Genomic DNA, 13,606 nt, shown 5'->3' on the forward strand with positions numbered 1-13,606 from the left:
GTCGTCGGGAGGAGGTTGGCATGCTCAATGCGATGATTTGGGCGCTTGCCTGTTTTGGCGTCGTCGCTGCCGATATTGCCCTGAGCGTCGTTTTGTTTTCCGCCCTTGGCGTCGCATCGGTGTTCATGGGTTTTTCGATCGATGACCTCGACATTCAATTGCTTCAGGCCGTCGCGCAGACAGCATCGTTTTTGATGGCGCTGCTGTGGTGGCGTTATCTGTGGCCGCGTTCGTTTATGGCACGCCGGCAAAGCGAGCACCCGCTCGGCGGGGGAGCGCGTGGGGCGTGGAAACGCATCGCCTGCGTTATCGTGATCGGCCTGGCCCTGCAGGTGGTTGTTGGCTACGTGACCGACGCCGCGCTGTCGTTGTTGCCCGATGCCGCGGCCGACTACAGCGAGCTTGTCGAGGAAACAGGCATGGGCGACACCAGCTATCTCGCCGTCCTGACCACGGTGCTCGGCGCCCCGTTTTGTGAAGAGCTGCTGGTGCGCGGCATTATTTTTGAGTTTTCGCTCCGAGCGTTTAATCCGCAGTGCCGCCCACTTTGGAAGCGCCGGCGTCGTGCGAGCGCGCAGGACGGCGCCATGGTGCCCTGGGCGGCCCCAAGCACGTGGGGTATCGCTGCGGCGATTGTGCTGCAGGCGGCAATCTTCGGCTTTATGCACATGAATTGGGTGCAAGGTTGCTACGCGGGTGCCGCCGGCCTCATCTTTGGTTGGGTGCTCGTGACGACCGGAAAGCTCCGCTACACGATCCTGCTGCACTTTGCCTTTAATGCCGGGTCGTATCTCATGACGTTGCTCTGGTTTGTGAACACCTCGCTCGACGTGGTGGTCACGGTCGCCATCGCCGGCGTCATCCTCGTTGAGGCAATGCGCTCGCTGCGCCACGCGTGTGGGATGGACGCAGCGAGCGCACCGCTGCCCTAGTTGCGCCTGCCGCCTCCGTTGGCGCCCTGCCGTCCCTGGGCCGCGCGATTGCGACCTGCGGTGTTTTGCGCACGCGACATGCCGCCGTGGCCCTTGCTGCCTTTGGGTCCCTTGCCAGCGCCACCGCCATGTGGTTTGCCGCCCTTCTTGCCGGTTCCATGCCCACCGCCAGCAGATGTCTCGCCCGGGCGCGGGGGCACGGGACGAATCAGGCAATGCTTGGTGTAGCCGATCAGATCGCGGCGGCCAGCCTTTTCCAGCGCCTCGCGCACGAGCTTGTAGTTCTCGGGCTTGCGATACTGGATGAGCGCACGCTGCATGGCCTTCTCGTGCGGGTCGCGCGCCACGTAGATCGGCTGCATGGTGCGCGGATCCACGCCGGTGTAGTACATGCACGTCGACATGGTGGACGGCGTGGGGTAGAAGTCCTGCACCTGTTCGGGCATGTAGCCCATGTCGCGCACGGCTTCGGCAAGGTCCACAGCTTCCTTCATCGTCGAGCCGGGGTGGCTCGAGATCAGGTATGGCACCACGTACTGCTTGAGTCCGTATTCGCGGTTCAGGCGTTCAAATTTACGGCAGAACGCGTCGTAGACGGCTCGGCTCGGCTTGCCCATCACGGACAACACCGCGTCGCTCACGTGCTCGGGTGCCACGCGCAGCTGGCCCGAGACATGGTGCTCCAGCAGCTCGCGCAAAAACTCGTCCGAGGCATCGGCCATGGTGTAGTCAAAACGGATGCCGCTGCGGACGAAGACCTTCTTGACGCCCGGCAGCTGGCGCAGGTCGCGCAGCAGCTGTGTGTAGCCGCTCTCGTCGACCACCATGTTCTTGCATACGCTCGGCCACAGGCAGCGTTTGTTCTTGCACACGCCGTGCTTGAGCTGCTTGTCGCAGGCAGGGCGGCTAAAGTTTGCCGTCGGTCCGCCCACGTCGTTGATGTAGCCCTTAAACTCGGGATCGCGCGTGAGCAGCTCGGCCTCGCGCATGATCGAATCGTGGCTGCGCATCTGCAGCACGCGCCCCTGGTGGAAGGTGAGGGCGCAAAACGAGCACTCGCCAAAACAGCCACGGTTGGAGCTAATGGAAAACTTGATCTCGGCAAAGGCCGGCACGCCGCCTGCCGCGTCGTAGTCGGGATGCCAATCGCGTGCGTAGGGGAGCTCGGCCACCTCGTCCATCTCATCGGTGGTGAGCGTCGCCGATGGCGGGTTCTGCACCACATAGACGCTGTTGGGGTAGGGCTCTACCAGGCGGTGTCCGGTGATGGGGTCCATATTCTGCTGCTGCACATTGAAGCTGCGTGCGTAGTTGAGCTTGTCGGCGGTAAGGTCGTCCCAGCTGGGCAGCAGGTCGTAGTCGTAGACCTCGTCGAGCGAACCCGTGCGGTAGACGGTGCCGTTGATATAGGTGATCTGATCGACGGGCAGTCCCGCGTCGAGCGCGTCGGCGATCTCGACAATCGCGTGCTCGCCCATGCCGTAGATGAGGATGTCGGCGCCCGAGTCGAGCAGTACCGAGCGCTTGAGCTTGTCCTGCCAGTAGTCGTAGTGAGCCAGGCGGCGCAGGCTTGCCTCGATGCCGCCGATGATGATGGGAGCGTCCTTGAACGTCTGACGGATGAGGTTGCCGTAGACCGTGACGGCACGATTGGGGCGGTGCCCCTCCTCGCCACCGGGGGTATAGGCGTCGGTATGGCGACGGTGCTTGGTCACCGAATAGTGGTTGACCATGGAGTCCATGTTGCCGGCGCTGACCAAAAAGCCCAGGCGCGGCTCGCCGAGCACGCTGATGCTGGCAGGATCGGTCCAGTCGGGCTGGCAGATGATGCCCACCTTGTAGCCGTGCGCGTCGAGTACGCGGCTGACGATGGCCATGCCAAAGCTGGGGTGGTCCACGTAGGCGTCGCCGCAGATGTAGACAAAGTCGCACTGGTCCCAGCCGCGCGCGTCCATATCGGCGCGGCTGACGGGGAGGAACTTGTCGCGGCCCGGGCGCCAGGGACGGGCAGGCGCTGCCGGGGTATGAGTGGCGTGGCCGCCCTGGGCCTTGCCGCCGCGCTTTTGCTGCTGGCCCTGTTTGCCCTGCTGACTGCGCTGGTTGTTCTGAGCGTACTGAGGCTTTTTTGCCACGATCCCTCCCGGTGTTTGTATGCTGCACGTAATTGTAACCAGTCTTTTTGGGACGGGGCTAAAAAGACTGGTGGAGTACATGGGCTGGCGGATCGGCGCGTCGATGCGGGTGTCGTTTGTTTCCAGACTGTGTATCCCTGTGTCGAAGGGGTCGTCTCGCGCGCACGCCATGTTGTCAATGGGTTACAGTATGAACGGCGGCTATGTTTCCGCCAACGCACGAGAGAGTCGTCAACAAGGAGGATGCACGACGATGCAGCGTGCCAAACAGATATCGGAGTCTATTGAGCTGGGCATCATCTTGGCGCTCGCCGGTGGCTTTATGGACGTGTATTCGTACATTGGGCGCGACCATGTTTTCGCCAACGCGCAGACAGGCAACATCCTGCTCGTGGGCGTGAGCATCTCGGAGGGCAACTGGGCACTTGCGGGGCGCTACTTCTTCCCTGTGGTGTCGTTTGCCGTGGGTATTATGCTTGCCGATCTGGTACACGAGCGGTTTGGCAGCGTGATCCACTGGCGTCAGGTGACGGTGTTCTTTGAAGCCGTCATCTTACTGGGCGTGAGCTTTATCCCGGGCGGCAATTTCAACCTGCTCGCCAACTGCCTCACCTCGTTTGCCTGCGGCATGCAGGTCGAGAGCTTCCGCAAGATCCACGGTCACGGCATCGCTACGACCATGTGCATCGGCAACTTGCGCAACGCGCTGCAAAACGTGGACGATTACATCATCACCCACAGGCGCGGCTTTTTGGAAAACGGCCTGCTGTACTTTGGCGTGATCTTTACCTTTGTGTTTGGCGCTGTGTTGGGCAACTGGTGTATTGAGCGCATGGGCCTGCACGCCATCGTCGTGGCGAGCTTGCTGCTGTTTGTCGCGTTTGCCATCATGTTCATCGACCGCGAGCGCGACTTGCGCTTACGCTGGAAGGTTGCGGCCGAGGCTTGGAAAGAGGGCTGCCGAAAGTAACCGAATGCGGCAAAGGGGCTGTCCCTTTGTCAGATAGATCGATAATGGGGAGGGGACGGCCATCTCAGCCGCCCTTTTTTGAGTCTTAAGCCTAAGGTGCATGTTTGTAATGACAAGATTTGACGTCAGCAAAGCGTGCTGCTTAAGGCTATAGAATAAAAATGTCATCTTTCTAGCTATAATTATTAGTTGAGGGGATGGACATATGCCAGAGCTTTTTATTCAAAATAAGACGACAGTAATCAAGTTGATGGCGCTCTGCATTTTATCTGCCCTGGTGGAGCTGTCTGTTGTTAAAGCTGAATCGTTGATAATAGACTATGGCCTGCTTCGCTCTAATTATCGCAACGTTTTATGCATTGGGTTAGGCCTGCTAGTATTGCTCTCAGTTGAGCTGGTGACAAATCTGTTCAGATCAAAATATGCGGAGCAATTGGCTTCCGATGGTGCTAACTGCTTCTATAGATTGCTTGCCCGCCATGCTTTAGAGCGGCCCTTAGTTTTAGCAAAAGACAGTGACTACCTGTTATCGCGCATTGAAGAGGCCGGGAACCTACAGCCGATGATTGGAATATTTACAACTGCGTTTCTTCCGTGCCTAGTGACGGGTTTGGTATCGTTTGTGGCGCTATCTAATATCTCTATGTTGCTTTTGATTCCTGTTTGTGTTTCGGCATTGTTTATTTCGCTTCTATATCCGTTCGCTCTTAGTAAGCTATCGACTAAGAGCGAAAAGGCATTGGAGGCCCAGGCGAGGGGTTCTGCTTATTTAGCCCAGCTAATAAATTGTCGACTTTACATTCGTATTTCTCGTTCAATTAACTTGGAATTACTTCACTATAAAAAGATGCTTAAAGCCTGCAGGAACTCTCGAGTTGAGGAGAGCGTCTTTGCGAGATTGGCAACTGAAATAGTTGACGCTGGCAACATCATTACTGGCTTGCTTTCAGTTCTGCTGCTTATTTTCCTTGTGTTAAAGCGCGGGCTGACGGTCGGGATTGCAGTGCAGAGTTATCAACTTGTACTTCTATGCTATTCTCCTTTTCCTCTTGTTCTGAATTGTTGGGCTCAGCTTCAGCCGTCGTTTAGATCGTTGCACCGTGTCTTGGAATTACGTCGTCTTTTGGAAGCTGAAAAACCTAATTTGATATGCTTCGATCACGCTGATCGAATTAGTTGGAAAGGAATCAGTCTCTCGTTTTCGTCGAACGAAACTAATGAGAGGATAACAATTCCAGATTGCACGATACAGGCACCTTGTCTGGTTTTAGTAAGCGGCCCTAATGCATGCGGTAAATCTTCATTTCTGGAAGTATTGAATGGATTATTGTCTCCAGTTGCTGGCAGACTGTGTGTTAATGAGTCTACTGTCATTTTCGATGGTTCGACTTTAATCCAGCTACCCTGCGCAACTATGCCGCAAAGACATTTGATAATGGGGGGAACTTTCAGGAAGGCTCTTTACTATGGTCTTGTAGATATTGACTCTGAAAAACTCATCTATCTTTTGAGGGGTTTTAGCCTCGATAAATTATTTGAATCAAATCCCATCATTGGAGCTAGGGGACACAATTTGTCTGGCGGAGAACTGGCTTCTCTATTACTTTGTAGGGCCTTTCTGAGCAGTTATTCTATTGTTATTTTGGATGAGCCTTGCAACAATTTAGATAATGCTTCGATATCCTTTTTGAAGGTGGTTGTTGCGCAGGAGATGAAAGAGCGAATCGTCATCATTGCGGATCATGGACATGGTTTCGAACAATTTGCGGACTATGTAATACAGTTTCAGGAGCCAGAAAAAACTATCTAGCTCCTGAACGTTGCTACGAACTGCTTTTTGCGATTTATTCGAGATGCTCTTCAATCCGAGCCCTCAGAAGGGCAATGGCTGTGGGTATTCCAATTGCGGCGGCTAATTCGGCTTTATCCAAAACCTGTATGCTAAAGCACGATTGTTTATCACATTGAAGGACGATAACTGAAGATAGCTTCACTTCCCGTTGGCTGAATATGTCGTAATCCCCAAATAGGAAGTTACCTTTTATTGTGTAATTCGGTATGTTCGTTACGCACTTCATCTCAAGTCTGTTTAGGCCATAATCGAACACCGCAACTTCCTTGTGTTCGATGATGAGCGCAACCCTGGGCATGTTACTAAAACCACCGTCGACGACAGTAAAGAGTTTTTCATTTGCATCGTCATAAACGGTATATTTTAGACTCAATAGCTGTCCTAGTGGACCCGTGAACCCATGTCTTTTGATATTGAGGTTGTCTCCGGCTGGGTTGATGAGAGCTAGAGCATGCGGATAAGGGTTACCTTCAATTGAGATTCGATATTCGTTTGTAACCGTCTTGCTCGATTTAGGACCAGTAGCCACCACGCGTCATCGCCTCGATCGAATTGGAACCGACTTCTGCTTCGTGCGGAGAATTGCGCAGTATGTTGCAGTACATGCAGCTGCAATAACCGCATGGGCAATTTCTAACAAAATGAATGACGCTATTTACTGCATGCATGTTAAATGGACGAATACTTCTCATGATCTGCCTCCCATTGTTCGATTGTTTCTGACTGTTCTATTACCTTCTTCACCTCCTCAACACTGTTGAACCCTAGGTTTTCAATCGACGAGTACTCAACGTAAACAGAAAACCTGCTTTCAAGATAAATAAGCAGTCGAACTAAATCTGATGAGGACAAGTTGAATGGCGGGTCGGTCAATTGCTGATTTCTTAGATTTTGGTCAAATTGAGTCAAATCCAAATCTCTAATATTGTTTATCGCTTTTTCGATTTCTGCGTAGATGGTTTCATCTTTACGATATGCTGTCATTTCAGCACCCCAATATCGAAATCAAACAACTCGTTCTCGATTGTTTTGCAGCATAGTAATGATTCTTCTGGATCTAAGCTGGCTGAGAAACAGGGCATTCCTCTTAGTCGAAGTTCTCTTGCTGCTTGAATTGCTTTATCGCTAGATGAATAGCTTATTTGAAACCTATGCGTCTCCAACCCTTCAGTGGCGTCAAGTACTTCGTTTGTAATTTCAAATTGAACTTTCTCTGCTTGCGTTAGCGTTTCAATTATGGGCATGAGTCCAAGCATTATGTCGTAGTCGGCTATCGTGTATGGGATATTGATAATGGCCAAGTCAGGGCAGAAAGCTCGACATGCAGCAATCGATCCTAATCCGTAATCTCCGTAAATGTGGTCGTCGTATTTCATAAGCACATTGGGCGTTTCTAATAGAGCTAGGTCGGATTTATCATTCTCAATGATGATGTTGATCTGCTCATTCATTTTGATGACGGCGGATTGGCCACCATCAAAACTAAGGGTGTTGCAGCCCCAGATTTCATTTAAAGGATTGAAGCTCAAAGCGCATAGATTGGGATGGTGCTTTCTCATCTCGCTAACGATGCTACTAAACGTAATTGTTGAATCGGCGGGTGTATATAGATTCCCGACAACAATTTTTGGTATCAGGGCTAATTCCTGCATGTCGCTTTTGCTAGACTCAATTTGTTCAGTGGCGAGTTGACTGACAACCTTCTTATTTACAGAATGTGCATAGGTTTCAGCGTGTTTACTAAATTCTATGAGTCCTGTGGCGCTTTCTTTCGTCGATAAAACGACAACCAGGTCTGATTCATCGATTGTCGTTACATAGTTAATTCGATTTCTTATGCCAATTTCTTTGCAATTAACAAGGTTGGCAACATCTACGCCGTCCGGCAGAATGCCGCATGGTGTTGATACCCGAATATTGTAGCCAACTCCTAGCAATCCAATTAGAAGAGGATAGTCAGCTCCCGTGAAAGATATAAGTCCAATTGTCTTCATGATTATTATCGCTTGTTCCTTTTAAGAGCCGTTGTAATGGACACTTCGTGTCTATGAAGCTCAAAGCGAAGTATTTTCTGATTAAGTCGATCAAAGGCAATTCGTTTTGAGTTGTCGCATGCTGTTCGTTTGTAATCAGGGCTAATTACTCCTTTGCAATCTGCGCTTTTAATGCATTGAGTGCACAGCTGAAATGCCCAACATTTTTTACATGAATCGCTGGTCAGCTTTGAAACATTGATCATCTTTTCAATTTGACCTAAATCAAATCCTGAATCCAATGTACCGATATACATGTCCTTGGTTGTTTCGCTGACCCTTTCGCAAGGAAGAAGCGCTCCTGCTGTTGTCACAAATAGACGCGTAACTCCTGGCTCGCATGGACCACCGGGTATAGCTTTTGTTGGGATGTTCGAAGGTGCAAATCGCTTAATGTTTTGGTTGATGCTTGCAAGCGTATATGAAGCGAGCCTATCGCTACAGTTTCCTTTTTCGATCTTGCGCTCGTCCATAATTCTTGCTTTAAATAAGGCGTAATTCAGTTGACTTGAGAACTTGTCATTGTAGGGGGCGATACGTCCGTTGCGTTCCAAGTAGTTGAATTGAACATCGCAAGCCTCGATATCCTTATCATTTATAAAGGAAGAGACTGTTTTATAGATGTTGTTCGTGTCGACTACGGCATTAAAATGAATATATTTGTTGCGTTCAGGATGGTTGTCTAAAATCATATGAACATTGTCTATAACTGCTTGGTATGAGGACTCACCATTAGCGTAATGCCTAGACTTATCATGGATTTGCTGCGGCCCGTCAAGACTGATTAGCAAATAGAATTCATGTCCAGAATCGAAGAAGAATTTAACCATATCTTCAGATAAAAGAGAGCAATTGGTTGTAATTCGAAATGAGATGTGTTTTCCTTCAAATTCCTGTTCTGCATATTGAGTAATTAGCTTAATTTCACTAAATCGAAGGAGAGGTTCTCCTCCATAAAATGCTACGACCGGGTTTGGGTTGTCAATCGAGTGCATCTTAAAGAATTCGATTGCATGTTTGGCCGTCGAAACAGACATAGAGTTATGACTGTGGGTTCTGTTGTATAAGGAGTTTTCGGAATAGATACAGTAATCACATCGGAAGTTGCAAGATTGAGTCAGCTGAAGGGTTATCATCCGTAAATTTCTTTCCAGCTTAACTTTCAAAAGGTCAATTGATGGATAAGCGACATCCTGCAATGGCGAATCGCAGCAGTAGCCACATGATTGTAGTAACTGGAATTCTTGGTCTGATTTATAGGAGTCGGGGCAAACTTCGCCTGCTTGGACTTCTGAGATGTAATTGAAGAGATCTTTGCTTACTGCAAGTATCTCGTTTCGATTGGCATCATAAATGTAGTGGCCCAAGAGGGTCTTTATGGGTAGAACTAACATCTCTACCGCCTTTTTCATTTCACTAATGTTATTTTAGTGAACTAAGATGTTTACTATAAGGTAACCATTTATAAACGTATTGTCAAACATATATTGCTAAAACAGAAACAATTTATAGACTGAGTGGTCGTATCCTTTGGGCGATTGCTTCTATAATCTAGCCTTCGCTGCTGTCGGGAGGGAAGGTCTAGGACTCCGTTATCATGTTGAAACGCTTTAACTAATTTGACGTTCTCACGTGTTTTTCGTTTCAAAAGCGTTAGGATGGGACTCATAGCGTGGGGCGTAATGGGTGCCCCGCACACGATGGGAGGCTATCAATGGCTAATCGTTTCGTTCTCAATACCATCTCTTATCATGGTTCCGGCGCCATCAAGGAGATCCCCGGCGAGCTCCAGCGTCGCGGCTACAAGAAGATTTTCGTCTGCTCCGACCCCGATCTGGTCAAGTTTGGCGTTACCGCTAAGGTAACCGACGAGCTCGACGCTGCCGGCATCGCTTGGAGCCTCTACTCCGAGATTAAGCCCAACCCCACGATCCAGAACGTCAAGGACGGCGTCGAGGCCTTCAAGGCCGCCGAAGCTGACGCTATCGTGACCATCGGTGGCGGCTCCTCCATGGACACCGCTAAGGCCATCGGCATTATCATCAACAACCCCGAGTTCGCCGACGTCCGCAGCCTCGAGGGCGTTGCTCCGACTAAGAACCACGCCGTGTTCACCATCGCCGTGCCGACGACCGCCGGTACCGCTGCCGAGGTGACCATCAACTACGTCATCACCGACCCCGAGAAGGTCCGCAAGTTCGTGTGTGTCGACACCAACGACGCCCCCGAGGTCGCCGTCGTCGACCCCGACATGATGGCTTCCATGCCCGCCGGTCTGACCGCTTCCACTGGCATGGACGCTCTGACCCACGCCATCGAGGGCTACACCACCAAGGGCGCTTGGGAGCTTTCCGACATGTTCCACTTTGAGGCTATCAAGCTGATCAGCGAGAACCTGCGCGACTCCGTCGCCGAGGCCAAGTCCGGTCAGCCCGGCTCCGGCCGCGAGGGCATGGCTCTTGGCCAGTATGTCGCCGGCATGGGCTTCTCCAACGTTGGCCTGGGCATCGACCACGCCATGGCTCACACCCTGTCCGCTCACTACGACACCCCGCACGGCGTCGCCTGCGCCATGCTGCTGCCGATCGCCATGGAGTTCAACAAGCCGGTTTGCGCCGAGCGCCTGGCCAAGGTCGCCGTCGCCATGGGCGTTGACACCACGGGCATGAGCACCGACGAGGCTGCCGACGCCGCCATCGCCGCCGTCAAGCAGCTCTCTGCCGACGTGAACATCCCGCACGTCTGCGAGGCCATGAAGGCTGACGAGATCGAGGTCCTGGCCAAGGACGCCATGGCCGACGCCTGCTTCCCGGGCAACCCGCGCGAGGCGACGCTCGACGACGTCATCGAGCTCTTCAAGAAGATCTGCCCGGCTGCCTAACTTGGTTCGGCGGGCCCCTGCCCGTTAGCCCCACAATCGTCCTCGGACATGTCGGAAGCCCCCGCTGCGCACTTCGTGCGGCGGGGGCTTCCTCCGTCCTGCGGAAAGATTGTGGGGCTAACGGGCAGGGGGCCCGCCGGCTCGTTATCGTGGCGGGCGCAGTTCTGAAGAACTCAATGGGTCATCTCGCTAGGTAAAAAGATGGTTCGCGGTGGTATCGTTGCTGTGGGTTTAATTCGATATGAAAGGGTGACTTTGGTGTCCAAGATGGATTCTACGCTCTCCTATATTACTGACCAGTTGAAGGCGCTGACTTCTATCGCTTCGCCTACGGGCTATACCCGTGCGGCGACTGATTATCTGATGGAGACGTTGCGCGATATGGGCTTTGGGCCCGAGCGCTCCAATAAGGGCAATGTGCTCGTTGAGCTTGGTGGTGAGGGTGAGCCGCTCGTGTTGGCGAGCCATGTCGATACCCTGGGCGCCATGGTGCGCTCCATTAAGGACAATGGTCGCCTGCGCCCCACGACTCTCGGCGGGCATCAGTGGTCTACGGCCGATGGCGAGAACTGCACCGTTTATACGCGCGACGGCAATGTCTACACGGGCGTGGTCCTCAATACCGAGCCTTCGGCGCACGTGGCCGATGAGCCGGTCAAGACCATCGAGAAGAACATGGAAATCCTGCTCGACGAGAACGTTGACAGCAAGGACGATGTGCTCGAGCTGGGTATTCAAACCGGCGACATCATCGCTATGGATCCGCGCACCACGGTGACGGAGAGCGGCTACATCAAGAGTCGCTTCCTTGACGATAAGCTGTCCGCGTCGATTCTGCTGGGTTTGGCCCGCGCCGTCGCCGAAGGCGAGGTGACGCTTTCGCGCAAGGTTTCGTTGCTCTTTACGGTGTACGAGGAGGTCGGCCACGGCGGTGCCTTTGTGCCGGCCGACACGCGCGAGATGATCAGCGTGGACATGGGCTGCGTGGGTGACGACCTGGGCTGCACCGAGCGCATGGTTTCGATTTGCGCCAAGGATTCGGGCGGTCCGTACAACTACGACCTGGTAACCACGCTGTCTAACATCGCGCGCGAGCTGGAGCTCGATTACGCCATCGATGTGTACCCGCACTATGGCTCCGACGTCGAGGCCACGCTCTCGGCCGGCTACGACATTCGCCATGGTCTGATCGGCCCCGGCGTGTACGCGAGCCACAACTACGAGCGCAGCCACATCGACGGCGTGCGCAATACCTACGAGCTGGTTCGCGCCTACGTTCAGCGCTAGGGGAGTAGCTTGCGACTCGGCTGACCAATCGCTAAGGCCCGATTTCTCGGGCCTTTTTTCGCTTTGGGTCGTTTAGTATCATGATGTATGTAATCTATTAACTAAACGTTTAAATTACTTAACGAGGTGATGCGGTGTATGGATACGTCTGAGTACTTGTCTATGGGTGATGCTGCCCGTCTGCTGGGCGTTACGAAAGCCCGCATATCTCAACTTGCCGCATCGGGAACGCTCGCGTGCGATATTGTGGGCGGACGGAAGATGGTCGAGTACAATTCCGCGGTCGCTTATCAAAAGGTCCGCAAACGTGGACGCCGTCCTGCGGCCGATGTGGGGCGCAAGTTTACGCTGATGTCCGCCGATTACGAGGTTGCGCGTGTCTCATTTGATCCGACGCGTGAGTTTCCCTTCGAAATCGCCGAGGTACTCGATGCGCGGAGGATGCCGTTTGGCACGTGCTCGAGCTCTTCTCCTACGGTGAATAAACGGGAGCTCAACGTGTGGTGGAGCCATCGGTCGGTGCCTGACGTCCGCCCTGGACTCGTCTCGCGCTATCGTGAACTGGGAATTGCCAGTGGCATCGAGGTTCCGGTTCGGTGCCTGGGCCTATCGCTTTCGGATTGTTATTGGCTGCGGCCGGCCGATTGCGACGAACTCAAATGGCAAAACCTCAATTACTTCGAGAATGATTTTGAGCGATCGGCGCCCGAGGGGCGTTCGGGTTGGCTGGAAGGCATCGGTCTTAAAAATCCGGACAACACGTCCGAGGGCGAGCTCCCTAAATCGTGGATGATTCGCAACGGTGTTCGCGTTCTGGTCAAGGGGTGCGGCATGGACGACCAACGGCCCTTTAACGAGGCGGTTGCAACGGCTCTACATCGTCGCTTGCTGTCGGAGGGCGAGTTTGTTCCTTATACGGTTGAGCGGATGTTCGATGGCCCTGTGTGTCTGTGCGACGACTTTCTTGACGGCCGCGAGGAATACGTTCCGGCTGTTTACGTTAAAGGCGCACTTGGTAGCCAGCGGGGAAACTCGACATACGACCGGTACTGCCGCTTCCTTGGTAAGCATGGTGTCGATGAGGCTGCTGTGAGAAGGTCTATGTCGCAGATGATTGTCTGCGATGCCCTTTTGGCCAACAGCGACCGCCATTGGCGAAACTTCGGCATCATCCGCAATGTTGACACCCTGGAGATAAGGCCTGCTCCGCTGTTCGATAGCGGCAACTGCCTGTGGTACAACGTACCAACTGCCGTGCTCGCAGCTGGGGAGTTTGGGTTTTCCACTAAGCCGTTTGGGCCCGACTCTTCCGTCCAGCTGGCGCTTGCGGACTCGCTCGATTGGTTCGATCCATCGCGGCTCAACGGATTTGTTGATGAGGCGATCGAGATTCTTTCGCAGAGCGAATGGGCGACGGCGGAGGGTCGACTCGAGGCCATTTGCCGCGGCCTCGAGCGTCGCGTAATCGAGGTTAGTGCCGCTGTTGAGGTGCTTCGACACGTGCAGCGATAAACCTGCG

At 53.2% G+C, this 13,606-nt stretch carries 11 protein-coding genes; 6 read left to right on the forward strand and 5 right to left on the reverse strand.

Annotated elements, in window-relative coordinates; genetic code table 11:
* Positions 1–20: 20 nt before the first annotated feature.
* Positions 21–932, forward strand: a complete 912-nt coding sequence (locus tag FGQ61_RS05205) for a CPBP family intramembrane glutamic endopeptidase (RefSeq protein ID WP_171021516.1) — start codon at positions 21–23, stop codon at positions 930–932.
* Here the strand turns inward: FGQ61_RS05205 and FGQ61_RS05210 are convergent.
* Positions 929–3,064, reverse strand: a complete 2,136-nt coding sequence (locus FGQ61_RS05210; RefSeq protein ID WP_249360947.1) for a YgiQ family radical SAM protein — start codon at positions 3,062–3,064, stop codon at positions 929–931. The two genes, FGQ61_RS05205 and FGQ61_RS05210, sit on opposite strands and share 4 nt — an antisense overlap.
* A gap of 253 nt (positions 3,065–3,317) precedes the next feature.
* Between FGQ61_RS05210 and FGQ61_RS05215 the strand changes: the two genes are divergently transcribed.
* A complete protein-coding gene (locus FGQ61_RS05215; RefSeq protein ID WP_055310199.1) occupies positions 3,318–4,034 on the forward strand; it encodes a YoaK family protein in 717 nt (238 codons plus the stop codon).
* 205 nt (positions 4,035–4,239) lie between these two features.
* Complete coding sequence (locus tag FGQ61_RS05220; RefSeq protein WP_138374799.1) at positions 4,240–5,844, forward strand: ATP-binding cassette domain-containing protein; 1,605 nt, start codon at positions 4,240–4,242, stop codon at positions 5,842–5,844.
* A gap of 34 nt (positions 5,845–5,878) precedes the next feature.
* Here the strand turns inward: FGQ61_RS05220 and FGQ61_RS05225 are convergent, their stop codons facing one another.
* The 4 genes from FGQ61_RS05225 to FGQ61_RS05240 all read right to left on the reverse strand — a co-directional run bounded on the left by FGQ61_RS05225 (position 5,879) and on the right by FGQ61_RS05240 (position 9,286).
* Complete coding sequence (locus tag FGQ61_RS05225) at positions 5,879–6,415, reverse strand: LURP-one-related/scramblase family protein (protein WP_138374800.1); 537 nt, start codon at positions 6,413–6,415, stop codon at positions 5,879–5,881.
* A gap of 140 nt (positions 6,416–6,555) precedes the next feature.
* The gene (locus tag FGQ61_RS05230) at positions 6,556–6,870 is read right to left on the reverse strand and encodes a hypothetical protein (protein WP_138374801.1); all 315 of its coding nucleotides are present in this window, start codon (positions 6,868–6,870) and stop codon (positions 6,556–6,558) included.
* On the reverse strand, positions 6,867–7,880 hold the full coding sequence (locus tag FGQ61_RS05235) for a hypothetical protein (protein WP_138374802.1): 1,014 nt from the start codon (positions 7,878–7,880) through the stop codon (positions 6,867–6,869). The genes FGQ61_RS05230 and FGQ61_RS05235 overlap by 4 nt, the downstream gene beginning before the upstream one ends.
* A gap of 5 nt (positions 7,881–7,885) precedes the next feature.
* The gene (locus FGQ61_RS05240) at positions 7,886–9,286 is read right to left on the reverse strand and encodes a radical SAM protein (RefSeq protein ID WP_171021517.1); all 1,401 of its coding nucleotides are present in this window, start codon (positions 9,284–9,286) and stop codon (positions 7,886–7,888) included.
* A 347-nt stretch (positions 9,287–9,633) separates the two neighbouring features.
* Here FGQ61_RS05240 and fucO point away from each other — a divergent pair, with 347 nt between their 5' ends.
* From fucO to FGQ61_RS05255, 3 genes are all read left to right on the forward strand, one after another.
* Positions 9,634–10,800: a lactaldehyde reductase gene (gene fucO, locus FGQ61_RS05245; protein ID WP_022094861.1), complete on the forward strand. Its 1,167-nt coding sequence runs from the start codon at positions 9,634–9,636 to the stop codon at positions 10,798–10,800.
* A 267-nt stretch (positions 10,801–11,067) separates the two neighbouring features.
* A complete protein-coding gene (locus FGQ61_RS05250; protein ID WP_138374823.1) occupies positions 11,068–12,087 on the forward strand; it encodes a M42 family metallopeptidase in 1,020 nt (339 codons plus the stop codon).
* A gap of 138 nt (positions 12,088–12,225) precedes the next feature.
* Entirely contained in the window at positions 12,226–13,599 is a 1,374-nt protein-coding gene (locus tag FGQ61_RS05255; protein WP_138374804.1) for a HipA domain-containing protein, read from the forward strand.
* Positions 13,600–13,606 lie beyond the last annotated feature (7 nt).

The organism is Collinsella aerofaciens (assembly GCF_005844325.1).
GTDB classification, from domain to species: domain Bacteria; phylum Actinomycetota; class Coriobacteriia; order Coriobacteriales; family Coriobacteriaceae; genus Collinsella; species Collinsella aerofaciens_G.

Bases quoted from the DNA above. Each gene is read 5' to 3' on its own strand.
- FGQ61_RS05205 (WP_171021516.1), top strand. From the start codon at position 21: ATGCTCAATGCGATGATTTGGGCGCTTGCCTGTTTTGGCGTCGTCGCT.
- FGQ61_RS05235 (WP_138374802.1), bottom strand. From the start codon at position 7,880: ATGAAGACAATTGGACTTATATCTTTCACGGGAGCTGACTATCCTCTT.
- FGQ61_RS05255 (WP_138374804.1), top strand. From the start codon at position 12,226: ATGGATACGTCTGAGTACTTGTCTATGGGTGATGCTGCCCGTCTGCTG.
- FGQ61_RS05250 (WP_138374823.1), top strand. From the start codon at position 11,068: ATGGATTCTACGCTCTCCTATATTACTGACCAGTTGAAGGCGCTGACT.
- FGQ61_RS05230 (WP_138374801.1), bottom strand. From the start codon at position 6,870: ATGACAGCATATCGTAAAGATGAAACCATCTACGCAGAAATCGAAAAA.
- FGQ61_RS05215 (WP_055310199.1), top strand. From the start codon at position 3,318: ATGCAGCGTGCCAAACAGATATCGGAGTCTATTGAGCTGGGCATCATC.
- FGQ61_RS05220 (WP_138374799.1), top strand. From the start codon at position 4,240: ATGCCAGAGCTTTTTATTCAAAATAAGACGACAGTAATCAAGTTGATG.
- fucO (WP_022094861.1), top strand. From the start codon at position 9,634: ATGGCTAATCGTTTCGTTCTCAATACCATCTCTTATCATGGTTCCGGC.